Origin of the sequence: Sphingomonas immobilis (assembly GCF_030580995.1) — a bacterium.
Lineage (GTDB): Bacteria > Pseudomonadota > Alphaproteobacteria > Sphingomonadales > Sphingomonadaceae > Sphingomonas > Sphingomonas immobilis.
Map to the genome: position 1 here is coordinate 1 of NZ_JAUQSZ010000009.1, position 23,882 is coordinate 23,882.

At 66.5% G+C, this 23,882-nt stretch carries 23 protein-coding genes; 7 read left to right on the forward strand and 16 right to left on the reverse strand.

What is annotated here, in order from left to right; all coding sequences use genetic code 11:
• Positions 1-95 precede the first annotated feature (95 nt).
• The 4 genes from Q5H94_RS13090 to relB form a co-directional block, all read right to left on the reverse strand.
• Positions 96-395 (reverse strand): hypothetical protein, encoded by a 300-nt coding sequence (locus tag Q5H94_RS13090; protein ID WP_304561727.1) that lies wholly within the window; start codon positions 393-395, stop codon positions 96-98.
• Entirely contained in the window at positions 392-625 is a 234-nt protein-coding gene (locus Q5H94_RS13095; protein ID WP_304561728.1) for a hypothetical protein, read from the reverse strand. Before Q5H94_RS13095 ends, Q5H94_RS13090 begins: the two co-directional genes overlap by 4 nt.
• Before the next feature lie 204 nt (positions 626-829).
• Entirely contained in the window at positions 830-1,108 is a 279-nt protein-coding gene (locus Q5H94_RS13100; RefSeq protein WP_304561729.1) for a type II toxin-antitoxin system RelE/ParE family toxin, read from the reverse strand.
• Positions 1,105-1,281, reverse strand: coding sequence for a type II toxin-antitoxin system RelB family antitoxin (gene relB, locus Q5H94_RS13105; RefSeq protein WP_304561730.1), 177 nt, complete (start codon positions 1,279-1,281; stop codon positions 1,105-1,107). The genes Q5H94_RS13100 and relB overlap by 4 nt, the downstream gene beginning before the upstream one ends.
• Positions 1,282-1,396: 115 nt before the next feature.
• Between relB and Q5H94_RS13110 the strand changes: the two genes are divergently transcribed.
• The gene (locus tag Q5H94_RS13110) at positions 1,397-2,428 is read left to right on the forward strand and encodes a RelA/SpoT domain-containing protein (protein ID WP_304561944.1); all 1,032 of its coding nucleotides are present in this window, start codon (positions 1,397-1,399) and stop codon (positions 2,426-2,428) included.
• A 100-nt stretch (positions 2,429-2,528) separates the two neighbouring features.
• Here the strand turns inward: Q5H94_RS13110 and uvrA are convergent, their stop codons facing one another.
• The 3 genes from uvrA to Q5H94_RS13125 all read right to left on the reverse strand — a co-directional run bounded on the left by uvrA (position 2,529) and on the right by Q5H94_RS13125 (position 7,200).
• On the reverse strand, positions 2,529-5,525 hold the full coding sequence (gene uvrA / locus Q5H94_RS13115) for an excinuclease ABC subunit UvrA (protein WP_304561731.1): 2,997 nt from the start codon (positions 5,523-5,525) through the stop codon (positions 2,529-2,531).
• A gap of 230 nt (positions 5,526-5,755) precedes the next feature.
• Positions 5,756-6,295: a hemerythrin domain-containing protein gene (locus Q5H94_RS13120; protein ID WP_304561732.1), complete on the reverse strand. Its 540-nt coding sequence runs from the start codon at positions 6,293-6,295 to the stop codon at positions 5,756-5,758.
• Positions 6,296-6,516: 221 nt separating this feature from the next.
• A complete protein-coding gene (locus Q5H94_RS13125; RefSeq protein ID WP_304561733.1) occupies positions 6,517-7,200 on the reverse strand; it encodes a DUF4893 domain-containing protein in 684 nt (227 codons plus the stop codon).
• Positions 7,201-7,429: 229 nt separating this feature from the next.
• On the opposite strand from Q5H94_RS13125, the gene Q5H94_RS13130 reads away from it, so the two are divergent.
• From Q5H94_RS13130 to Q5H94_RS13150, 5 genes are all read left to right on the forward strand, one after another.
• Positions 7,430-9,061, forward strand: coding sequence for a hypothetical protein (locus Q5H94_RS13130; RefSeq protein WP_304561734.1), 1,632 nt, complete (start codon positions 7,430-7,432; stop codon positions 9,059-9,061).
• 87 nt (positions 9,062-9,148) lie between these two features.
• The gene (locus Q5H94_RS13135) at positions 9,149-9,655 is read left to right on the forward strand and encodes a Rid family hydrolase (protein ID WP_304561735.1); all 507 of its coding nucleotides are present in this window, start codon (positions 9,149-9,151) and stop codon (positions 9,653-9,655) included.
• Between the two features lie 89 nt (positions 9,656-9,744).
• Positions 9,745-10,473: a response regulator gene (locus tag Q5H94_RS13140; protein WP_304561736.1), complete on the forward strand. Its 729-nt coding sequence runs from the start codon at positions 9,745-9,747 to the stop codon at positions 10,471-10,473.
• A gap of 1 nt (position 10,474) precedes the next feature.
• Positions 10,475-11,881 carry a sensor histidine kinase gene (locus tag Q5H94_RS13145; protein WP_304561737.1) on the forward strand — a complete coding sequence of 469 codons (1,407 nt, stop codon included), beginning with the start codon at positions 10,475-10,477 and terminating at the stop codon, positions 11,879-11,881.
• Positions 11,882-11,964: 83 nt separating this feature from the next.
• On the forward strand, positions 11,965-12,861 hold the full coding sequence (locus tag Q5H94_RS13150; RefSeq protein ID WP_304561738.1) for a dioxygenase family protein: 897 nt from the start codon (positions 11,965-11,967) through the stop codon (positions 12,859-12,861).
• A 36-nt stretch (positions 12,862-12,897) separates the two neighbouring features.
• Here Q5H94_RS13150 and Q5H94_RS13155 read toward each other — a convergent pair whose 3' ends face one another.
• The 9 genes from Q5H94_RS13155 to Q5H94_RS13195 form a co-directional block, all read right to left on the reverse strand.
• Positions 12,898-13,542 (reverse strand): trimeric intracellular cation channel family protein, encoded by a 645-nt coding sequence (locus Q5H94_RS13155; RefSeq protein ID WP_304561739.1) that lies wholly within the window; start codon positions 13,540-13,542, stop codon positions 12,898-12,900.
• A 55-nt stretch (positions 13,543-13,597) separates the two neighbouring features.
• On the reverse strand, positions 13,598-13,864 hold the full coding sequence (locus tag Q5H94_RS13160; RefSeq protein WP_304561740.1) for a hypothetical protein: 267 nt from the start codon (positions 13,862-13,864) through the stop codon (positions 13,598-13,600).
• Between the two features lie 182 nt (positions 13,865-14,046).
• Positions 14,047-14,250 (reverse strand): DUF433 domain-containing protein, encoded by a 204-nt coding sequence (locus tag Q5H94_RS13165; RefSeq protein WP_304561741.1) that lies wholly within the window; start codon positions 14,248-14,250, stop codon positions 14,047-14,049.
• A 142-nt stretch (positions 14,251-14,392) separates the two neighbouring features.
• Positions 14,393-15,784, reverse strand: coding sequence for a dihydrolipoyl dehydrogenase (gene lpdA, locus Q5H94_RS13170; RefSeq protein ID WP_304561742.1), 1,392 nt, complete (start codon positions 15,782-15,784; stop codon positions 14,393-14,395).
• Positions 15,785-15,865: 81 nt separating this feature from the next.
• Positions 15,866-17,074 carry a 2-oxoglutarate dehydrogenase complex dihydrolipoyllysine-residue succinyltransferase gene (gene odhB, locus Q5H94_RS13175; protein WP_304561743.1) on the reverse strand — a complete coding sequence of 403 codons (1,209 nt, stop codon included), beginning with the start codon at positions 17,072-17,074 and terminating at the stop codon, positions 15,866-15,868.
• An 18-nt stretch (positions 17,075-17,092) separates the two neighbouring features.
• Positions 17,093-20,056, reverse strand: coding sequence for a 2-oxoglutarate dehydrogenase E1 component (locus tag Q5H94_RS13180; RefSeq protein ID WP_304561744.1), 2,964 nt, complete (start codon positions 20,054-20,056; stop codon positions 17,093-17,095).
• Between the two features lie 109 nt (positions 20,057-20,165).
• Positions 20,166-21,050, reverse strand: coding sequence for a succinate--CoA ligase subunit alpha (sucD, locus tag Q5H94_RS13185; protein ID WP_304561745.1), 885 nt, complete (start codon positions 21,048-21,050; stop codon positions 20,166-20,168).
• Positions 21,051-21,110: 60 nt separating this feature from the next.
• Positions 21,111-22,073 carry a malate dehydrogenase gene (gene mdh / locus Q5H94_RS13190; RefSeq protein WP_304561746.1) on the reverse strand — a complete coding sequence of 321 codons (963 nt, stop codon included), beginning with the start codon at positions 22,071-22,073 and terminating at the stop codon, positions 21,111-21,113.
• A 145-nt stretch (positions 22,074-22,218) separates the two neighbouring features.
• Entirely contained in the window at positions 22,219-23,289 is a 1,071-nt protein-coding gene (locus Q5H94_RS13195; protein ID WP_304561747.1) for an acyltransferase family protein, read from the reverse strand.
• A 257-nt stretch (positions 23,290-23,546) separates the two neighbouring features.
• Here Q5H94_RS13195 and Q5H94_RS13200 point away from each other — a divergent pair, with 257 nt between their 5' ends.
• Positions 23,547-23,753 (forward strand): cold-shock protein, encoded by a 207-nt coding sequence (locus Q5H94_RS13200; RefSeq protein ID WP_304561748.1) that lies wholly within the window; start codon positions 23,547-23,549, stop codon positions 23,751-23,753.
• Positions 23,754-23,882 lie beyond the last annotated feature (129 nt).

The window sequence follows — 23,882 nt, forward strand, 5'->3', positions numbered from 1 at the left end:
GAGCACCTCCGCGCACGCCGCCGCCGCGCCGGGGCCGGAAGCGCCGGCCCGCGGGGTTGCGTCCTCCCCGCTGGCGCCCTCCGAGGGCGGCGGCGTCACGTGCCGTCCCCCGGCGCATCCCAGCGCCCGAGCAAGGCGATGGCCGCGGCGTGGGGATCGGATGGCGCGGGGGGCGGACCCGGTTCGGCGGGTTCGGGCGCGTCCGGTTCGTCGCCTTCGGGCTGCACGCCATCATCCCGCCAGGCGGGCCAGACCTCGCCCCGCGCTAGCGCCTCCCGTTTCAGGCGCGCGGCGAGCACGTCGAGCTTGTGCTTGAGCGTTTCGCGCAGCGCATCGAGCGACACGGTCGACTGGCACCGCGGGCATATGCCTGCCGGCTTGCGCGCGCGCTTCACCACACGCTCCGGCGCGCGTGAGGACCGACGCCGAGCGCGCGTTCCCAGGCATGGATGTTGGCGAGATGCTCGGACGCGATTTCAGGGATGGTGCCGATGAGGCGGGCGTCGACGAGCGCCTGCCAATTGTCGCGCGCCTCCTGCTCCGGGCCGGTATAGGCGTTGTCGACGATGCCGGTGCGGCGGGAGAGCGGGTGTGGCCGCTCGGGCGTTGGGATGTGGTCTGGCATGACATGCTCCTTTCGTTTATAAGAACGAAAAGGGTACATATGCCAGATCGGGGGCTGTAGGACAGAGCGCTGTGCGAGAGATTAGCGTTGGCTAATCGCGAGCCCGGCAAAGCCGGAGGCGCGCCCGGCCGGCGGCGCTACAGCGCCGTCCGACGACGCGGCTTTGCCGCGGCGGGCTGATGCGGACGGTGCCCGCCGAGAGCGTCAGGGATATTGCTGCCGCGCGTGCAGCACCGCGACCACCTCGATCGCCGCCTCCCCGACGCGGTAGACGAGGATGTAGTTGGGATGGACGATCGCCTCACGCGTGCCGGGCACGCGGCCGGGGCGGTGGATATAGGGGTGATCGGGCAGGCGTTCGGCGGTGTGCTGGATCAGCGCGTTGATGCGCTCCGAGGCCGATACGTTGCGTTCGGCGATATAGTCGAGGATGCCGAGCAAATCCTCCGTCGCCTCATCCGTCCACTCGACGAAAAGCGTCACTTGTTCTTATGCTTGTCGATCACCGCCTGCGCCATCGCCATTGCCCGATCGTGAGGGATACGCGGCTTGGTGGACGCCAGCGATTTCTCGACCTTGGCGCGGAACCACGCATCATACGCCTCGGCTTCCTCGGTCGAGGCGAATTCGGACTCGATTGGGGTGAGCTTGGTCATTGGCGAAGTTCTAACAGCTTTTCCTGCCGGATATAGAGTCCACATTGCGCTCGACGGTATTGATCGCCGTACTTAGTCTATTCCACCCATTCAGTTTGCTTGCTACTTGGCCAATATGGTCAGTTGGGTGTCACCAAAATTTTCAAAAAACCGCGTCAATCGCGCTGGCCGTGCCATCGGCGAGGGAAACCCAACACCAGAAGACATTGAAGTCATGGAAAACTGGCGCGCGTCGCACGCCTACGTTTTGAATACGTTCCAAGCTACTCTTAGGAATAGATCAAGAGAAACAACAGCTGTAGTCGGTACGAGACTGAAACGACGCGCAACTATCGAGAATAAAGTTCGCAGATTTCCAGACATGCAACTAGCTAGGATGCACGACATTGCGGGATGTCGGATTATTTTCGATACAGTTGAGCAACTTTTGGCGTTCAGAAATGATCTTCATCATGCGAGATTCAACCATAGAAGAAGGGGAGCTGACAACGAAGAGCGCTGGAATTACCTTGTTAACCCGAAACCAGATGGCTGTCGCGGTATACACGAAGTCTATGAATATGATGTGAGGTCTGAAGGCGGAAAAACTTGGAACGGGCTAAATGTTGAAATACAATTTCGAACCTTTGCTCAGCACGCCTGGTCAACAGCCGTAGAAGTTGCGGGCCTTCTTACACTCAACAAACCAAAATTTGGTCAGGGTAGTCCTGAACTCATTGAACAATTTCAGCTTGCCAGCGAATTAATCGCGCGATATTTTGAAGGAAGCACATCCTGCTTCCCAAGTCTTTCTATAGCCGAACTAAAAGATCGCTTTAACAAATGCGAGTTCCAGACTCGGATTATTGAATTATTCCGTCGTGTAAATACTAAAGTGGTCGATATTGATTTCCGGAAAAATAATGTTCTCGTTTTCCCTTATGTAAAGGTAGAGGACGAAAATATGAGCGACCTTGAAGTATATTCGTTTGACAATGTTTTTAGGGCAATTGAGCGATACAACGCATTAGAGGAACGCATGTCCAATACGGCCGACGTCGTACTCGTTCGCGCGGATTCTTTTGACAATATGAGGGTAACATTCCGAAATTACTTTGCGGACACAACAGATTTTGTTGATATGGTCAATAAGGCATTGGAAGCATGATATAATCGATCATATGCTTATTTGGGTGCATTGTTTTCCCCAACATCCTTGCAGATACGCCCCGTAAAGTTCGCCGAGACTCACCACCACGCTGTTATCGTCATTCGGCTGCCTCGGCGGCGCGTGTCAAAAGCGGCTTGAGGTATTTCCCGGTGAACGATCGCGGTTCTTTGGCGACCTTTTCCGGGGTGCCCTCAGCGATGATTTCGCCGCCTTTGACACCCCCCTCCGGGCCTAGGTCGATCACCCAGTCCGCCGTTTTGATCACGTCCAGGTTATGCTCAATGACGACGACCGAATTGCCCTGTTCAACCAGCGCGTGGAGCACTTCGAGCAGTTTGCGGACGTCCTCGAAGTGCAGGCCGGTCGTGGGTTCGTCGAGGATGTAGAGCGTCTGGCCGGTCGCGCGGCGGGAGAGTTCCTTCGCCAGTTTCACGCGCTGCGCCTCGCCGCCCGAGAGCGTCGTCGCCTGCTGGCCGACCTTGACGTAGCCGAGGCCGACTTCCGCCAGCATCGCCATCTTGTCGCGGATGGGCGGGACGGCCTTGAAGAATTCGACCGCATCCTCGACCGTCATGTCGAGCACGTCGGCGATGCTGAGACCCTTGAACTTCACCTCCAGCGTCTCGCGATTGTAGCGCGCGCCGTGGCAGACGTCGCACGTGACGTAGACGTCGGGGAGGAAGTGCATCTCGATCTTGAGCAGGCCGTCGCCCTGGCACGCCTCGCAGCGGCCGCCCTTGACGTTGAACGAGAAGCGCCCGGGCTTGTAGCCGCGCGCCTGCGCCTCCGGCAGGCCGGCGAACCAGTCGCGGATCTGGGTGAAGGCGCCGGTGTAGGTGGCGGGGTTGCTGCGCGGGGTGCGGCCGATCGGCGACTGATCGATGTCGATGACCTTGTCGAGATACTGGAGCCCGGTGACCTTCTCGTGCTTGCCGGCCAGCACGCGCGCGCCGTTGAGCGTGCGCGCGGCGGCGGCGTAGAGCGTGTCGATGGTGAAGCTCGACTTGCCCGAGCCCGACACGCCGGTGATGCAGGTGAAGGTGCCGAGCGGGATGCTGGCCGTCACGTTGCGCAGATTGTTGGCGGTGGCGCCGTGGACGGTGAGCTTCTTGCCGTTGCCCTTGCGGCGTTTGGCGGGGACGGGAACCTCGCGGCGGCCCGAGAGGTAATCGGCGGTGATGCTGTTCGGGTTGGCGAGCACCTCCGCGAACGTGCCCTGCGCCACGACGCTGCCGCCGTGGACGCCGGCGCCCGGCCCCATGTCAATGACGTAGTCGGCGGTGCGGATCGCATCCTCGTCATGCTCGACCACCAGCACGGTGTTGCCGAGATCGCGCAAGCGGCGCAGCGTCGCGAGCAGCATGTCGTTGTCGCGCTGGTGGAGGCCGATGCTCGGCTCATCCAAAACGTACAAAACGCCCGACAGTCCCGAACCTATCTGGCTCGCGAGGCGGATGCGCTGGCTCTCGCCGCCCGAGAGCGTGCCCGAGGTGCGATCGAGGTTGAGATAATCGAGCCCGACGTTGTTGAGGAAGCCGAGCCGTTCGAGGATCTCCTTGAGGATGCGTTCGGCGATGGCGCGCTGCTGGTCGGTGAGTTCCTCCGGGATGGCAGTGAACCAGGCGAGCGCGTCGACCACCGACAGGCGCGTGACCGACGAGATGTCGCGCATGCCGATCTTGACGGCCAGCGCCTCGGGCTTGAGGCGTGCGCCGTGGCAGACCTCGCAGGGCGCGCTGCTCTGGTACTTGGAGAGCTCCTCGCGCATCCACGCGCTTTCGGTGGAGAGCATGCGGCGGTTGAGGTTGCCGATGACGCCCTCGAACGGCTTCTTCACGTCGTAGGACTTGCGGCCGTCGACGAAGGTGAGCGTGACGGGCTTGCCGCCGGTGCCGTGGAGGATGACGAGCTTCACCTCGCCGGGCAGGTCCGCCCAGGGCGTGTCGAGGCTGAAGCCGAATTCGCGCGCGAGGCTGCCCAGCACCTGCATGTAATAGGGCGAAGGCGGGTTGGATTTCGCCCAGGGGACGACGGCGCCCTTCTTGATCGAGAGCGCGTGGTTGGGGACGACGAGTTCCTCGTCGAACAGCAGTTTCTCGCCGAGCCCGTCGCAGGCCGGGCACGCGCCCTGCGGGGCGTTGAAGGAGAAGAGGCGCGGCTCGATCTCGGCGATGGTGAAGCCGCTGACCGGGCAGGCGAATTTTTCGGAAAAGACGATGCGGTTGGCGGGGATGCCGGTGCCCTTCATCTTGCCCCCCTCCCGCTCGCGGGAGGGGCTGGGGGAGGGCATGTTGCCTTCCGCCACGAACTCTTGCGGTGCTTCGCGGACAGCCCCTCCCCCGACCCCTCCCGCAAGCGGGAGGGGAGAAACAGTGGCATCGACCAGATCGACGTACGCCAGCCCTTCCGCCAGCTTCAGCGCGGTCTCGAAACTGTCGGCGAGGCGCGTCGCGGCGTCGGGGCCGACGACCATGCGATCGACCACCACCTCGATGTCGTGCTTGAGCTTCTTGTCGAGCGCGGGGGCTTCCTCGATCTCGTGCAGCTCGCCGTCGATGCGGACGCGCGTGAAGCCGGCCTTCTGCCACTCAGCGAGTTCCTTGCGATACTCGCCCTTGCGGCCGCGCACGACGGGGGCGAGCAGGTAGAGCCGCGTGCCCTCGGGCAGCGCCATCACGCGGTCGACCATCTGCGACACGGTCTGCGCGGCGATCGGCAGGCCGGTGGCGGGCGAATAGGGAATGCCGACGCGCGCCCACAGCAGGCGCATGTAATCGTAGATCTCGGTCACGGTCGCGACCGTCGAGCGCGGGTTGCGCGAGGTCGTCTTCTGCTCGATCGAAATGGCGGGCGAGAGACCCTCGATGTGATCGACATCGGGCTTCTGCATCATCTCCAGGAACTGGCGCGCATAGGCCGAGAGGCTCTCGACATAGCGGCGCTGACCCTCGGCATAGATGGTGTCGAACGCGAGGCTCGACTTGCCCGACCCCGACAGCCCGGTGATGACCGTGAGCGTGTCGCGGGGGATATCCACGCTCACGTCCTTGAGGTTGTGCTCGCGCGCGCCGCGCACGCTTATGTGAGTCAGCATTCGGAACACCGATGCTTCTGAATATGAGTCAGCATAGCCGAAGGTTCTATTTCTGTTCCGGGAGGATTGCCAGAGGAAGAAATAGGAAGCGGGCGGGAAAAGCGCCACCCCGACCGATCATCGAACGGAAAGCGGGCGATCGGGCGAGCAACTTCTATATCGACATAGCGTAAGGCCGCCCCTTGCGGGGCGGCCCATGGATCAGCGGCACGAAACCTTATCGCCCGATGTCAGGCGTCCGCGCCGACATAGCGCGACCATTCCTCCTGATACCGCTGCGTAATCATTGCTTGATCCGCCGCCGGTGCCTTTTCCGACAACTCGATGAACCATGTCCCTTCTTCCTGGTACATATGGTGCGCGACCGCGCCGCGGATGTGCTCGAGCTTGTCGTCAAAATCCTGGCTGATCGGATCGAGCTTTTCGAGCATGGCCATCTGCATCTTCACCATAACCTGCTCGTTATACCCCAGCGTGGCATGACCCTTCTCGCCCGCCTCGCCGAGGCCGGGGTAGACCACAGCTTCCTCGGCGATCGCATGACCCGTCAGGATCACGCCAAGATGCTTGAGCGCGGCGGTACGCGAAGCTGCGTCACGCGCGGCCTTGGTCGCGGCGAATGCATCCTCCAGCAGCAGATGATGATCCAGGATCATGGCGAACCAGCCGCCCGGTACCGCAACGGCTTGTGCATTGGCGCGCGCTTCCAGCCGTGCCTCGTTGCTCTCTGGAGGTGTGACGGCGGCGATCACTTGGTCAAGCACGGACATGGAGGTTCTCCTGTTGGTGAAAAAAGCTGTGTTTTTTCAAACAGTAGAACCATCGCTACGCATGCAATGTTCCCGCCGCCAAGGCGTCGCGACGGATATATTTCGCTAACCCTCAGCAAGACCGAGACCCTCGCGACAATCATTCGCGCCAGTGCTTCACCCGCTCCGTGTTGAGTAGAGGTTCATTCAACGACAAGCCCGCAGGCAACGTCCGAACCCGCCTAACCCTTTGCCGCGACCGGCGTCGGGGCGGGCACCGCGCGCGTCGCGCCGGGCACTTCGGGCGTGACCGGCACCAGCTCGTAGACGTCGAGCAGCGCGCCCTTGCCGGCGCGGGCGAGGGTGAGGCGCCAGCGGAAGGCATCGACACGTTCGATCACGCCGGCGAGATCGGCGGCGGCATCGGTGCCGTAGGCGGGCGGCGTGTCGGCGGCGGCGGCGCGCTGCGCGCCGAGGAAGATCAGGCGGTGATCGCCGTCCGGGTGGAGCCAGCCGCCGGGCAGGTTGCTGCCGGTCTGCTTGGTCAGCGCGATGCCCTTGGCGTCGCCCGTCACCACGCAGAAATCGGGCTTGAAGCCGATAAGGCCGCCGCGCGCGTCGAAGCGCAGCAGGCGGCAGCGGTACGGGCCGGGCGGGAGCGCGGGCAGATCCTTTGCCGCCGCCGGATCGAGCAGCGCGCCTTCGGTGGCGAGCGTGGCGCGCGCGCCCTTCTTCAGACCAGCGATGGCATGGGTCCAGACACCGGGCAGCGCGCCGATCCGTGCCAGATCGACATCGGTCGCGACCGCCTTCCACGCGGGGACCGGCGCGACCTCTACGACCGCGCTCGCGGCCGCCGATTTCGGATGACCGCCCCCCGCCGTGCAGGCGGCGAGCGCGGACAAGAGGATAAGCGCAAGCGCCATGCGACGCATGTGGATTCCTTCCCGGTTCTGCGAAACTCCCGGCCGCAGTTCAGGCCTGCCGCCGTTAACGAATTGCTAAGCTCTCATGGTTAAGAAAGGGTTAACGAGAAAGAAACGGCGCGGGAGTTGCGCCCCCTTTCCCAACCTCCGGTGAACGATGCGCCCAGATGCGGTTCCGCGGCGTTGTGCGAGCTTCGGGGATCGTTTCGGCGACCCAAGGAGCACGACGATGGCCAATATGAGAGGATTTTCGCTGACCGCGAGCGCGCTGGCGCTGGCCGTCATGATCGGCGGCTGCGGGCAGCAGGGCACGCAGGACCAGCAAGCGTTGCTGGCGAATAGCACCAGCGCGGCGGCCCTGCCGCCGTTGCCCGATGTGCAGCCGCTGGCGGCAGGCCCGGCGACGCCGGTGCGCTATGCCCCCGGTGCGGCCGCGCTGCCGCGCGTGCGCCCGCTCGGCTACGCCACCGCGCCAGACGACGAGCGCTATGCGTGGATCGACCGCGCCGACCGGATCAGCGACACGATCGGCGACGCGCCGCCCGATTATTACTTCGACTATGACGAGGGGGTCGAGCCGTGGGGCTGGGAGACGGCGGGCGGATACCGCACCTATGCCGAGCCGATCGACGGCGGATATCGCTATTATTACTATGATCCGGGTGCGGATGCGCCGTACCTGGTGCGCGATCCCTCCTATTCCTACGGCTATCGCGATGGGCGGATCGTGACGGTCTACGATCGCGGCGGGCGCGCGTTGTCGGCCTATGAGGCGTCGCGGCGGGCGGACGAGGCCTCGCGCTATTATGCGCGGGCGCGGGCGCTGCGGCAGGCCTCCGATACGCGCGCGCGGCGCGGCGTGGTGGCGGCGCAATGGGCGGCGCGACGCGCGACGGTTGCGGCCGGACGCGCCGAATGGGACCGCGCGCGGGCGGACGATGCCGCGTGGCGCGCCTATCGCAGCCGCAACGAGGGTGCCGTCGACCAGCGGCGCTTCGCCGAGGAGCGTCAGGCGCGGGCGGGTGCGGCGCAGCGCTTCGCGACGTGGCAGGGCGAAGGCTTCCGCGGGCAAGCGCCGCGGCTCTATGCCGAGCGCGCGGCACAGATGCAGGCGCAGCGCCAGCAGCAGGCGGGCCAGCAACAGGCGCAACGCCAGCAAGCCGAGGCCGCGGCGCGCCAACAGGCCGACCGCCAGCGCTTCCAGCAGCAGCAGGCAGCCGGGCGCGATCCGCGCGAGCAGCAGCGCGCGGCAGCGGAGCAGCAGCGCAACCAGCAGATGCAGGCGCAACAGCGCCAACAGGCCGGGTTCGCGGCGCGGCAACAGCAGCAGGCGGCACAACGCCAGCAGGCCGATGCCGCGCGGGCCCGTCCGCCGATCCAGCAGCGGCCACAACAAGCCCCACCGCAGCAAGCGCCACAACGCTTTGCCGAGCGGCAACAGGCGCGCCAACAGGCGCAGCAGGTGGGGCAGCAGCGCGGCGACCAGCGCCGGGCGATGTTCGCGCAGCGCCAGCAACAGCAGGCGGCGCGGATGCAGGCTCAGGCTCAGCGGCCACAAGCTCCACAGCCGCAAGCGCAGCGCCGCTTCGAGGGACCGCGCCCGCAACCGCGTTTCGACGCACCACGGCCGCAGCCCAGGGTCGAAGCGCCGCGTCCCCAACCGAGGATGGAGGCCCCTCGCCCGCAGCCGCGCATGGAAGCGCCGCGCCCGCAGCCGAGGATGGAGGCACCCCGGCCGCAGCCGCGCATGGAGGCCCCACGCCCCCAGCCACAGATGCAGGCCCCCCGCCCGATGCCGCAGCCGCAGGCCCCGCATATCGGTGGCGGGGATCGCGGCGGCGGCGGGCGGCGCGACCGCTAGGACTGCCCCGACTCCGGCATCTCCCGTATTGCCTCCGTGGCGGCGCGGCATAAGGTGGCGGCGTCACTACCGGGGGGAGTTTCACCGATGCGTTCGCTTTTCATCGCCGCCACCGCGCTTGCGTTGGCCGCCGGCCCTGCACAGGCGCAGGAGATCGTCCGCAAGGGTGCGGCCTCCGCCGCGATCTCGACCAGCGTGGCATTGCCGGCGGGATCGACGCTGGTCTATGTCAGCGGCCTCACGCCCGATCCCATCCCCGGCATGGCGGAGAACGATCCGTCGCGCTTCGGCGACACCGAGACGCAGACGCGCTCCGTGCTCAAGAAGATCAACGATGCGCTGGCCGAACACGGCATGGGTCCGGGCGATGTGGTGATGATGCGCGTGCTGCTGGTCGGCGTGCCGGGACCGGGCGGCGGCAAGATGGATTTCGCAGGGATGATGAAGGCCTATCGCCAGGTCTACGGCACGCCGCAGCAGCCGAAAAAGCCCGCGCGGATCACCTCGCAGGTGGTGGCGCTCGCCAATCCGGCTTTCCTCGTCGAGATCGAGGCGACCGCCGCCAAGGCCCCGGCCAGGCCCGCCAGGAAGTAAGTGTGGCGCGCGCGCAACAGCGCGTGACATTTGCGCGAACATTGCAGGGCCGCAACACGGCGGATAAGTCCCTGCGATAGCCATGCGCCATGCAACCCGCCCTTTCCGTGGATCTTGAGACCCGCCTGCTGATCGTCGACGACGATCCCGGCATCCGCGACCTGACCGCGTCGTTCCTGACCGATCACGGCTATATCGTCGACGTCGCCGCCAACGGGCCCGCGATGCGCGCCGCGCTGACGCGGGCGCAATACGATCTCGTCGTGCTCGACGTGATGATGCCGGGCGAGGACGGGCTGACGATCCTGCGCTCGCTCGACCGCGCGACGATGCCCGCCATCATCATCATGTCGGTGATCGGCGAGGAGATCGACCGGATCATCGGGCTGGAGCTGGGCGCGGACGATTACATCGCCAAGCCCGCCTCCCCGCGCGAGCTGCTGGCGCGGATCCGCTCGGTGCTGCGGCGCGGGCGCGGCGTGGCGGCAGTGGCGCCCGCGCGGCCCTCGCTGCGCTTCGCGGGGTGGCGGCTCGACCCGGTCGCGCGCGAGCTGATCGACCCCGAAGAGACCGTCATCAACCTGTCGGACGGCGAGTTCCGGTTGCTGCTCGCGCTGGTCGAGCGGCCGCGGCGGACGCTGACGCGCGACCAGTTGCTCGATCTGTCGCGCGGCGAGAATACCGAGCATTTCGACCGCGCGATCGACGTGCAGGTGAGCCGGCTGCGACGAAAACTGTCGCGCTCGGGCGGCGAGGAGCTGATCCGCACGATCCGCAACGAAGGCTATCTGTTCACCGCCGACGTGACGCGTGGCTGACATGCCCGCCACGGCCGGGGGCCGCTCGATCGCCGTCGCGATCTTCGCGCTCGTCGCGGGCACGGTGCTGCTCGCGACGATCGGATTCTTCGCGATCACCTTCATCGGGCCACCGCCGCGCACCGCGCCCGCGCTGACGTGGCGGGTGGCGGAAGCGCTCAAGACCGGCACTCAGCCGCGCGGGCCGGCCTTTGGCTTCGGGCCGGGTTTCGATGCGGCGGGGAAGCCGGGGGGCCCCCCGCCGTATGCGCGCGCCCCACAGGGGCCGGGGATGCAGGGGCCGGGCCCTAATCCCTGGCGGCGCGCGACGGTGAATTTCGTCATCCTCAATGCCGCGCAGCCGCCCGCGCAGCCCAAGGGCTGGCACGCCGATCCGGCCCGGACGGCGCAGATCGCGAGCGTGCTGGGCGTGCCCGCCGACCGCGTGCGGCTGTGGACCGCCGAGGAGCGCCAGCCCTTCCCGGACGTGATCCTGGGCGCGTTCACCGCCGCCGCGCCAGTGGGCAGCGGGTGGCGGACGGTGAGCGTCGCTCCGGGACCGTGGCTGACCCAGTGGCATCTGGTGACGCTGGCGGCGATGCTCGGCATCCTCGCGCTGCTGGTGACGCCGGCGTGGCTAATCGCGCGCGCCATCTCGCGCCCCTTGCGCAGGCTGGCGGCGGCGGCGAGCGCGGCGCATGCCGGGGCCCCGCTGCCGGCGCTTCCCGCAAGCGGACCGCGCGAGGTGGTCGAGTTGACCGGCGCGGTCGCCTCGATGCACGCGCGTCTGGAGCGCCACGCGGCGGCGCGGACCGAGATGCTGGCGGCGATCGCGCACGATCTCGGCACGCCGCTGTCGCGCCTCGCCTTCCGCGTCGAGAGCCTGCCCGCCGAAGCGCGCGACCGCGCCGCCGAGGATATCGCCGAGATGCGCGGCATGATCGGCGCGGTGTTAAGCCTCGCGCGTGACGAGGCGAAGGAGAAGGCGAGCGCGCGCGTCGATCTCGAAAGCCTGCTCGACGCGCTGGTCGAGGATGCCGCCGCAACCGGCGCGGAAGCCGCGCTGACGCCCGGCGCGCGCGCGATCGTGCGCGGCGACCCCGGCGCTTTGCGGCGGCTGTTCCAGAACCTGATCGACAATGCGCTGCGCTACGGCGGCGAGGCGCGCATCACCTGGTACGTGTCCGGGCGGCTGGTGACGGTGACGATCGACGATGCCGGGCCGGGCATCGACGCCGCGCTCGCCGAGCGCCTGTTCGAGCCGTTCGTGCGCGGCGACCCCTCGCGCAACCGCGAGACGGGCGGCAGCGGGCTCGGCCTGTCGATCGTGCGCTCGATCGCGGTGGCGCACGGCGGCAGCGTGAGCCTCGGCAATCGCACCGACGGGCCCGGCGCGCGCGCGACCGTCACGCTGCCGACGGTGAAATAATCTGAAATAATCGCGCGACACGGCGAAATCCGCGCGCGCGGTTTCGCGGCCATAGCGGCCCTATCGATTTCGAGGGGACGTATATGACGCAGCACCACGGGCACAGTCTGGCCGAAGACCTTCAGGTGATGGAGGCGATGATCGCGCGGCGGCGCGCGCTGAAATGGCTGGCGGGCGCGGGCACCGCCGGCATCATCGCCGGGTGCAGCGGCGGCGGATCGAGCTCCGGCACGACCGTCGTCAGCACCGGCGCCACCGCCACGCCGACGCCGACTGCATCCGCGACGGCGACGCCAACGCCGACCACGACCGCCACCAGCGGCTCCTGCATCGCCGACCCGACCGAGACCGCCGGGCCCTATCCCGGCGACGGCACCAACACCGCGAGCGGATCGACCTCCAACGTGCTGACCGTATCGGGCATCGTGCGCAGCGATATCCGCGCGAGCTTCATCAGCTCGACCAACACGGCGGCAGGCGTGAAGGTGGTCATCACGCTGACCTTGGTGAACGTGAACTCGGCCTGCGCGCCCCTGTCGGGCTATGCGATCTACCTCTGGCATTGCAACGCGGCGGGCAATTACTCGCTCTATACGGCGGCGGCGGAAAGCTATCTGCGCGGGGTGCAGGTGACCGATGCGAACGGGCAGGTGACGTTCACGACGATCTTCCCCGGCTGCTACGACGGGCGCTATCCGCACATGCATTTCGAGGTGTTCTCGTCGCTGTCGAACGCGACGAGCGGGCGCTATTCGGTGCTGACCTCGCAGCTCGCGATGCCGGCGGCGGCGTGCAATGCGGTCTATGCCGACACCACGACCTATGCGGGCAGCGCGACGCGCTACGCGAGCGTATCGACCGGCAGCGACGGCGTGTTCGGCGACAATACGAGCGCGCAGATCGCGGCGATGACGCCTGCCTTCACCGGTAGCGCGAGCGCGGGCTATACGGCGGCGGCGACCATAGGCATCGCGAGATGACCTAAATCCTCCCACTGGCGGGGGAGGATTTAAGGTTTACCGCTCGCCGCGATACGGCAGCGCGATGCCCCAGCGGATCGCCGCCGCGCGGAGAGCGAAGCCGGTGACCGCCGCGATCCCGGCGGCCACGGTCTGCGGAACGCCGCCGGTGACGAGCGCGACGAACAGCCCGGCGGCGACGCCCGCGACCGTCACGTAGAGCTCGGCGCGCAGCAGGATCGACGGCTGCCCGGCCAGCACATCGCGGATGATGCCGCCGACGCAGGCGGTGATGACGCCCATCAGCGCGGCGGGCACGGCGGGGATCTCGAAATCGAGCGCCTTGGCCGCGCCGAACACCGCGTAGGCCGCCAGCCCGACCGCATCGAGCCACGCCAGCGCGCTCCCCTGCCACCAGCGCCCCGGCGTCACCCACACCAGCACCGCCATCACCAGACAGACGAGCGCCACGTAGGGATCATGCATCCAGAACACCGGCGCACCGATCAGCAGATCGCGCACGGAGCCACCGCCGACACCCGTCACCAGCGCGAAGAAGGCGGCGGTGACGACGTCGCCCCGGCGCGTGGCGGCGAGCGCCCCGGTGATCGCGAAGATCGCGATGCCGAGCAGATCGAGCCACGGCAGGATCGAGCCGAACTGCCAGTGGAGGAGGTGGGGGAGATGCGGGAGGTGCGGCATGGGGCTGGGTTTAGCGGAATGGGGGCGGTGTGTCTGGTGTCGGGTGGGACGCCCCCTAATTCGGCATTTCCGGCAATGCGATCTTTTGAAGCTTCCGTTTCATTTCCCACGCTTCTTCCACGGCAAGTTTTCGTGGGACAGAAAAGAGGAGGCTTGTAGACCGTGGATAAGAGCCATCTATCAAAGAAATGCCCCAAATACCGTCGTTTTCCTCGTCTACCGCGACGCAGAGGCACGGATGATAAAACACATCCTCGTATAAATCGCCCGGAACAAAGCTCGCGGCGGACGGGGATGCGGGCAGTTCGGGAGTATCAGCCATGCCGCTTGAGTAAGCAGAAAGTCGCCCTTTCGCCACTAGGCGACATCCGCCATCCCTATCGCAACCGTCACCCCGGCCTTGTGCCGGGGTCCATCGGGCGGCAGGCGATCCGCCTGAGCCTCTTGCCGTAGCGCTCGCGGAACCTTGGACCCCGGCACGAGGCCGGGGTGACGGGAGGAGTGTTAGTGGCGCGCCGCATAAGCGAGGACGGCGCGCACGTCGTCCTCAGTAACGTAGGGAAAGTCGGCGGCGATCTCGCCCGGGGTCGCACCGCCGGCGAGCATTTCCAGCACATCCGTCACGCGCACGCGCGTACCGACGACGGTCGCGCGTCCGCCGCAGATGCCGGGATCGATGGCGATGCGAGGGAAGCCTGTGAGTTGCATCGTGGAAGAATGTCGCAACTCGGAGATTTTCGCAATGTGTAGCCGCCAGCCGCGGGCAAAGCCCGCCCCGTCGGACAGCGCTCCCGCGCCGCCGGCCGGGCAAGCCTGCGCGGCTCGCCGCGCATACACATTTAGCCGCAGGCTAAATGTGTATCGGCTTGCCTCTTACGCCCATAGCCGCCTCTTTAATCGCCTCGCTGTGCGTCGGGTGGGCGTGGCAGGTGTAGGCGATGTCCTCGCTCGTCGCGCCGAATTCCATTGCCTGCGCGGCCTGGGCGATCATCGTACCGGCGACGCTGGCGATCACCCACACGCCGAGCACGCGGTCGCTCTTGGCGTCGGCGATCACCTTCACGAAGCCGTCAGGCTCGTGATTGGTCTTGGCGCGCGAATTGGCGAGCATCGGGAACTTGCCGACCTTGATCTCGCCCTTCTCCTTCGCCGCCTCTTCGGTGAGGCCGACACCGGCGATCTCGGGCCAAGTGTAGACGACCGACGGGATGACGTCGTGGTTCACGATGCCCGTCTGCCCGGCGATGTTCTCGGCGACCGCGATGCCCTCGTCCTCGGCCTTGTGCGCGAGCATCGGGCCGGGGACGACGTCGCCGATCGCCCAGATGTTCGGCACGCTGGTCTTGAAGTCGTGATCGATCTCGATCTGGCCGCGCGCGTTCGGCGCGATGCCGACCTTGTCGAGGCCGAGGCCATCGGTGTTGGGACGGCGGCCGATCGACACGAGCACGGCATCCGCCTCGATCGTCTCGGCCGAACCACCGGCGGCGGGCTCGACGGTGAGCGTCGCCTTGTCGCCCTTGACGATGACGCCCGTCACCTTGGTCGAGAGCTTGAACTCGATGCCCTGCTTCTTGAAGATCTTGTTGGCTTCCTTGCGGACGTCGCCGTCGAAGCCCGGCAGGATCTGGTCGAGGAATTCGACGCACGTCACCTTCGCGCCGAGGCGGCGCCAGACCGAGCCGAGCTCGAGCCCGATCACGCCGCCGCCGATCACGACGAGATGCGCGGGCACCTTCGCCAGTTCGAGCGCGCCAGTCGAATCGACGACGACCTTCTGGTCGATCGTCACGCCCGGCAGCGGCGTGACCGACGAGCCGGTGGCGATGACGATATCCTTGGCGGTGTAGCTCTTGTCGCCGACCGCGACGGTGTTCTTGTCGACGAAGGAGCCGGTGCCCTTGAGCCACTCGATCTTGTTCTTCTTGAACAGGAAGGCGATGCCGCCGGTGAGCTGCTTGACCGCGTCGAGCCGCTGGCCGTGCATCGTCGGCAGATCGAGCTCGGGCGTGACCTTGATGCCCATCTTCGCCATCGCGCCATTGGCGGCGGCGTCGAAATATTCCGACGCGTGCAGCATCGCTTTCGACGGTATGCAGCCGACGTTGAGGCAGGTGCCGCCGAGCGTCTCGCGGCTTTCGACGCAGGCGGTGCGAAGCCCGAGCTGCGCGGCGCGGATCGCGGCCACGTACCCGCCGGGGCCGGAGCCGATCACGATAACGTCGAAGTCGTAGTCTGCCATTTTCTAGCGCCTCGTTAGCTCCCGCGAAGGCGGGAACCCAGTCTGGGTCCCCGCCTTCGTGGGGACACAAGGGATATGTGGTTAGAGGTCGATCAGGATACGAGTCGGATCCTCGATCGCGTTCTTGAGCGCGACCAGGAACGTCACCGCCTCACGGCCGTCGATCAGGCGGTGGTCGTAGCTGAGCGCGAGGTACATCATCGGGCGGATCACGATCTGACCGTCCACCACCACCGCACGGTCCTCGATGCGGTGCAGGCCCAGCACCGCCGACTGCGGCGGGTTGATGATCGGGGTCGACATCAGCGAGCCGAACACGCCGCCGTTGGAGATGGTGAAGGTGCCGCCCTTCATCTCCTCCATCTTCAGCGTGCCGTCCTTGGCGCGCTTGCCGAAATCGCCGATCGTCTTTTCGATCTGCGCGACGGTCATCTTGTCGGCGTCGCGGATGACGGGGACGACGAGGCCGCCCGGGCCCGACACCGCGACCGAGATGTCGGCGTAATCGTGATAGACGATCTCGTCGCCGTCGATGCTGGCGTTGACGCTGGGGATGTCCTTCAGCGCCATGCACGCGGCCTTGGCGAAGAAGCCCATGAAGCCGAGACGGACGCCGTGCTTCTTCTCGAACAGATCCTTGTACTTGGCGCGGGCCTCGATCACCGCCGTCATGTCGACGTCGTTGAAGGTGGTGAGCATCGCCGCGGTGTTCTGCGCATCCTTGAGGCGCTTGGCGATGGTCTGGCGCAGGCGCGTCATGCGGACGCGCTCCTCGGTGCGGCTGGTGGCGGCGGCGACCGACGGGGCGACGGCGGGCGTCTCGCTCGGTGCAGGCGCAGCGGCCGGGGCCGAGGCGGCGGAGAGCACGTCGTCCTTGGTGAGGCGGCCGTCCTTGCCGGTGCCCTTGAGCGTGGAAGGATCGACGCCGGTTTCGAGTACGGCGCGGCGTACCGAGGGCGAGAGGGCTGCGGGCGTGTCGGACGATGCAGCCGGGGCCTGCTGGCCGGCGGTAGCGGCTGGCGCGGACGCGGCGGCGGGTGCGGCCTTGCCGTCGCCCGCATCGATCGTCGCGATCATCGCGCCGACCAGCACGGTGTCGCCGACCTTGACCGCCTGCTGACCCATCACGCCCGCGACCGGCGAGGGCACCTCGACCGAGACCTTGTCGGTCTCGAGGCTGGCGATCGGCTCATCCTGCTTCACGGGATCGCCGGGCTGCTTGAGCCATTCGCCCAGCGTCGCCTCGGTGATCGATTCGCCCAGCACGGGGACTTTGACTTCGGTTGCCATGATCTCGCTTTCTTAAAGTCAGGCGTTGGCCCGGCCGGGCTTCGGGGCCTTGGTGTCGCGGGTGCGGCGGATTTCCTCACGGACGCTGTGGCCGAGCGCGTCGGCGATCAGCGCGCCCTGTTCCGCCTGGTGGCGCTTCATCAGGCCGGTGGCGGGCGATGCGGCGGCGGCACGGCCGGCGTATTTGGCGCGCGCCACCTTGCTGCCGGCGGCGGTCAGGCTTTCCTCGATGAAGGGCTCGACGAACGACCAGTAACCGTTGTTCTTCGGCTCTTCCTGCGCCCACACGACCGTTTCCAGGTTCGTCAGCTTCTCCAGCCGCGCGGTGAGCGGCTCGCCGGGGAAGGGATAGAGCTGCTCGATGCGGACGATCGCGGTGTTCTTGTCGCCGTGCGCGTCGCGCGCCTCGATCAGATCGTACGCAACCTTGCCGGTGCAGAGCACGAGGCGCTTCACGTCTTTGTCGGCCGGAGCCGACGGATCGGAGAGGATGCGCATGAAGTGGCTGTCGCCCTGGAAATCCTTGGCGCTCGACACCGCGAGCTTGTGGCGCAGCAGCGACTTGGGCGTGAAGATGATCAGCGGCTTGCGGAAGCTGCGGTGCATCTGACGGCGCAGCAGGTGGAAGAAGTTCGCCGGAGTCGTGCAATTGGCGACCTGCATATTGTCCTGCGCGCAGAGCTGCAGGAAGCGCTCGGGACGCGCCGAGCTATGCTCCGGCCCCTGCCCTTCGTAGCCGTGCGGCAGCATCATCACGAGACCGTTGGCGCGCAGCCACTTGGCCTCTCCGCTTGCGATGAACTGGTCGATCATGATCTGCGCGCCGTTCATGAAGTCGCCGAACTGCGCCTCCCACAGCACGAGCGTCTTGGGATCGGCGAGCGCATAGCCGTATTCGAAGCCGAGCACGCCGTATTCGCTGAGCGGCGAGTCGAGCACTTCGAAATTGCCATGCTCGATCGTAGAGAGCGGGCGGTATTTGTGTTCGTCGGTCTGGTCGATCCATACCGCATGACGCTGCGAGAAAGTGCCGCGGCCCGAGTCCTGACCGGACAGGCGCACGCCATAGCCTTCCGACAGCAGCGAGCCGAACGCCAGCGCCTCGCCGGTCGCCCAGTCGAAATTGGCGCCCGACTTGAACATCTCGCGCTTGGCATCGAGCACACGGCCGAGCGTCTTGTGGATCGTCAGCCCTTCCGGGATCGTCGTCAGCGTGCGGCCGAGCGAATCGAACAGCTTCTTGTCGATGCCGGTCTCGACGCTGCGGCGCGCGGTCTCGGCGTCGGCGGGGGCATGGAGGCCCGACCAGCGGCCGGCGAACCAGTCGGCGCGGTTGGGCTTGTAGCTCGCGCCCGCTTCGAACTCGCCTTCGAGCAGCGTGGTGAACTGCGTGACATTGTCGTCGATCCAGGCCTGATCGACCACCTTCTGCTCGATCAGGCGCGCCCCGTAGACCTCGCTGACCGGCGGATGCTGGCGGATCCGCTGGTACATCAGCGGCTGGGTGAAGCCCGGCTCGTCGCCCTCGTTATGGCCGAAGCGGCGATAGCACCACATATCGATCACGACGTCGCGGTGGAAGCGCTGGCGGAACTCGATCGCCATCTTGCAGGCGAAGGTGACGGCCTCGGGATCGTCGCCGTTGACGTGGAAGATCGGCGCCTGAACGCCCTTGGCGACATCCGACGGATAGGGCGAGGAGCGCGCGAATTGCGGGCTCGTCGTGAAGCCGATCTGGTTGTTGATGATGAAGTGCAGGCAGCCGCCGGTATTGTAGCCGCGGATGCCCGAGAAGCCGAGGCATTCCCACACGATGCCCTGCCCCGCGAACGCGGCGTCGCCGTGGATCAGCACGGGCAGCGAGGCGGCATGTTCGGTAAGATCGCCCGCGATCGTCTGGATCGCGCGGACCTTGCCGAGCACGACCGGATCCTCCGCCTCGAGATGCGAAGGATTGGCGACCAGCGACATATGGACGTTGATCCCGTCGAACTCGCGGTCGGTCGAGGTGCCGAGATGGTATTTGACGTCGCCCGAACCCGCGACGTCATCGGGATTGTCCGAACCGCCACCGAATTCGTGGAAGATGATGCGGTAGGGCTTCGCCATCACGTTGGTGAGGACGTTGAGGCGGCCGCGATGCGCCATGCCGAACACGATCTCGCGCACGCCCAGCGCACCGCCGTATTTGATGACGCTTTCGAGCGCGGGGATCATCGATTCGCCGCCGTCGAGACCGAAGCGCTTGGTGCCGACGAACTTCTTGCCGCAGAATTTCTCCCACTGCTCGGCCTCGATCACCTTGTTGAGGATCGCCTTCTTGCCGAGCGGGCTGAAGTCGATCGCCTTGTCCTTGCCCTCCATGCGGTCCTGCAGGAAGCGGCGCTCCTCGACATCGGCGATGTGCATATATTCGAGGCCGACATTGCCGCAGTAGTTCGCGCGCAGGATCGCCACGACCTCTTGCACGCTCGCCCATTGCAGGCCGAGCGTACCGCCGAGATAGACCGGACGGTCGAGATCCGCGCCGGAGAAACCGTGATATTCGGGCGTGAGATCCGCCGGCAGATCGCGCTTCATCAGACCGAGCGGATCGATCGACGCGGCGAGGTGGCCGCGCACCCGGTAGGTGCGAATCAAGAGCTGCATGCGGATCGCGTCGGCGGCGGCGCGCGTGACGTCGACCTGCGGCGCGGCCTCGGCGGGGACGGGCGCAGGCTTCGCGCCGCCCTTTGCGGGCTTGGGCGCGGGCTCCATCTGCGTGGGATCAAGCGCGGCGGTCAGATCATCGGTCGAGGTCAGCGGCCAGCTGGCCTGTTCCCAGCTGGGGCCCTGCGGCGCACTGTCGAGGCCTTCGAACAGGCCGCGCCACGCCGGCTCGACGCTGTCGGGCGAGGTCTTGTAGCGCGCGTAGAGCGACTCGATGAAAGCGGGGCTGACCCCACTGGCGATATCGCCGAAATCCTGGCCTTCGAAGCCCATCGGACTGTCCTTCGTCGCCCCGGCGGAGGCCGGGGCCGTTGCGTGTGGCTCGAAACGCCTGCCACGCTCCCCAACGCAGCGGCCCCGGCCTCCGCCGGGGCGACGTCAATTAGCCCTTCAGCACCTCGAGCAGGGTCTCGCCGAGCAGCGAGGGGCTGGCCGAAACCTTGATGCCCGCCGCTTCCATCGCCGCGATCTTGCTCTCGGCGTCGCCCTTGCCGCCCGACACGATCGCGCCGGCATGGCCCATGCGGCGGCCCGGAGGCGCCGTGCGGCCCGCGATGAAGCCGGCCATCGGCTTCTTGCGGCCCTTCTTCGCCTCGTCGATCAGGAACTGCGCGGCCTGCTCCTCGGCGTCGCCGCCGATCTCGCCGATCATGATGATCGACTTGGTAGCGTCGTCGGCCAGGAACAGTTCGAGCACGTCGATGAAGTTCGTGCCGTTGACGGGATCGCCGCCGATGCCGACCGCGGTGGTCTGACCGAGCCCGGCGTTGGTCGTCTGGAACACGGCTTCATAGGTAAGCGTGCCCGAGCGGCTTACAACGCCGACCGACCCTTCCGAGAAGATGTTGCCGGGCATGATGCCGATCTTGCACTGATTCGGCGTCAGCACGCCGGGGCAGTTCGGACCGATGAGGCGCGACTTGGAGCCCGACAGCGCGCGCTTGACCTTGACCATGTCGAGCACTGGAATACCCTCGGTGATGGCGACGATCAGCTCGATCTCGGCATCGATCGCCTCGAGGATCGAATCGGCCGCGAAGGGGGGCGGCACGTACACGACCGACGCGGTCGCGCCGGTGGCGTGCTTGGCTTCCTCCACGGTGTTGAACACCGGCAGGTCGAGGTGCGTGGTGCCGCCCTTGCCCGGCGTCACGCCGCCGACCATCTGCGTGCCGTAGGCGAGCGCGGTCTGCGTATGGAAGCTGCCGGTTTCCCCGGTCATGCCCTGGGTGATGACCTTGGTGTTCTTGTCGACGAGGATGCTCATGCGTCGCTTTCCTTGTGAGAGAGAATGAGCGACGCGGGCCCCGCGCCGCCGACAGTCAGATCAGGCCAGCGAGCCGTCGATCGCCTTGCACGCCACCAGCAGTTCCTTGACCGCATCGACCGAGACGTCGAGGTTCTTCTTGGCCTCGTCGCTGAGCGCGATTTCGACGATCTGCTCGACGCCGCCGGCACCGATCACGACGGGAACACCCACGTAGAGGTTATCGACGCCATACTGGCCGGTGAGGTGAACCGCCGCCGGCAGGACGCGCTTCTCGTCACCGAGATAGGCCTGCGCCATCGCGATCGCGGACGTTGCGGGCGCATAATAGGCCGAGCCGGTCTTGAGCAGCGCGACGATCTCGCCGCCGCCGCCGCGCGTGCGCTGGATGATCGCGTCGATCTTCTCCTGCGTCGAGCGGCCCTGCTTGATGAGATCGGGAACCGGGATGCCCGACACGGTCGAATATTCGATCACCGGCACCATCGTGTCGCCGTGGCCACCGAGCACGAAGCTGGTGACGTCCTTGATCGAGACCTGGAACTCCTCGGCGAGGAAGGCCGAAAAGCGCGACGAATCGAGCACGCCCGCCATGCCGACGACCTTCTGGTGCGGAAGGCCGGAGAATTCGCGCAGCGCCCAGACCATCGCGTCGAGCGGGTTGGTGATGCAGATCACGAAGGCGTCGGGCGCGTTGGCGGCGATGCCCTCGCCAACGGCCTTCATCACCTTGAGGTTGATGCCGAGCAGATCGTCGCGGCTCATGCCCGGCTTGCGGGCGACGCCGGCGGTGACGATGATGACGTCCGCGCCCGCGATGTCGGCGTAATCGTTGGTGCCCTTGACGTCGACGTCGAAGCCCTCGACCGGGGCGCACTGGCGAAGATCGAGCGCCTTGCCCTGCGGCACGCCCTCGACCACGTCGAACAGAACGACGTCGCCGAGCGACTTCAATGCTGCAAGATGGGCGAGCGTGCCGCCAATATTGCCGGCGCCAATGAGCGCGATCTTCTTGCGGGCCATTCTCGTCCTTCCCCGATCGATGGCCGTCCGTGCGCGGCCTGATGCCTAGTAACGCGGCGCGGCTTAGGCGGGTTTTGGCGGCAGGGCAACCACTAAAGGACTACAAATCCACGATCTTATTGCAACTCATTCGCACATGCATTAATCAGGCAGCGAGCGCCTTCGGAGCGCGTCGCGGAAACGCCCATTTTACAGTCCGCAAGCGCAAGGCGGGGCGCTCCACCGCGGCGTACATCGCCGCCGCCACGGCGATGACCGCGGCGTATTTAAGCGCCAGCACGAGCAGCGGCGATCCGATCGCGGGCGCGAGTCCCTCCACCACGCGCGCGACGCTCGCGTGCCAGATGTAGAGCGAATAGGCGATAACGCCGAGCCTGGCGAGGCCGCATGCCGGCCATTCCAGCAACCTCGGGATGCGCGCAGAATAGAGCGCGAGGATCAGCGCCGCCGCGGCCGGATAGGCGATCACGAAGCCGAGACCGGGACGCCAGCCGTCGTCGCCGATCGTCACCAGCACTGCGAAGCCCGCCGCCGCCACGCCGCCGAACAGCCACCGCCGTTCTGTCAGCGCCGCGAACAGTGCTGGCCGGTACAGCCGCACCGCCGCGAGCAGCACGCCCATCGTCAGCGCGTCGATCCGGTACTGCGTCTGCCATTGCAGATGGAGGTGCGTCTCACCCGCGATCAACGCCCCCGTGCGCAGCGCGAGGCAGGCGATCATCACCGCCATCAGCGCGGCGATCACGCGCGTGCCGCCCCGTCGCGCCAGCCAGGGAAGCGCGAACGCTGCGGCGAGGTAGAAATGCTCCTCGACCGCGAGCGACCAGAGGTGACTCGGCGCTGTCGTGCCGTAGTTCTGCAGGTGGAACAGCACCGGCATCACCATCGGCCATGCCTGCGCTCCGCCGATCAGCAGCAAGGCGGCGAGATAGGCGTAAAGCGGCGGCAACAGCCGGAGCGCGCGCCGCGAGAAGAACCGACCGAGCCGCAGCCCCTCCGGCCGCGCGGCCTCCTCCAGCACCATGCCGCCGACGAGGAAGCCGCTGAGCACGAAGAACAGATCGACCCCGCACCAGCCCGCCCGCGCCACCGGGCGCAGCGCGTCGATCGCGGCGACGCCGGTCGCGGCATCGAGGTGGAAGGCGATGACGAGCAGGATCGCGATGCCCCGCACGACATCGAGCGTCTGCCGCCTGTTTCCCTGCCCGCCGGTCATTCCGGCCTCATGCACCGGTGCGGGTTAAGGAGGGTTTTAGGCAGGCGTGAAGCCGAGCGCCGCCGCCCGGCCATGCGTGCGATGGACAGCATCTTTGCTTTATCCTGCGATTTCGCGTATCACCCCGCCTGCTTACGTCGCCTGCGACGGATATCGGGCCGATCTTGGTCCCCCTTTGTCCCTTTCTAGCCTCTCCGAGCCGGTTCGCGCGAATGTTCGTGCGGGCTCGTCTTCTCTATCCGACAAGGGATATCGATATGATCACCGGAACCGTGAAATTCTTCAATGCCGACAAGGGTTATGGCTTCATCGCGCCGGAAAGCGGCGGCGACGACGCCTTCGTCCACATCTCCGCCGTCGAGCGCGCGGGCATGAGCACGCTCGATAAGGATCAGCGCGTCTCCTACGAGCTCGAGAAGGACCAGCGCGGGAAGACCTCCGCGGTCAACCTCCAGAGCGCCTGACCAGATTACGGGCACCCGCGGACTGCGCGGGTGCCCGTTTTCATGCCTGCCAAAGATCGAAGGGAAATATCATGGGCCAGCTTCGCACTGCCAACAATCGCCGTAACCGGGCACTCGTCCGCGCTCTCG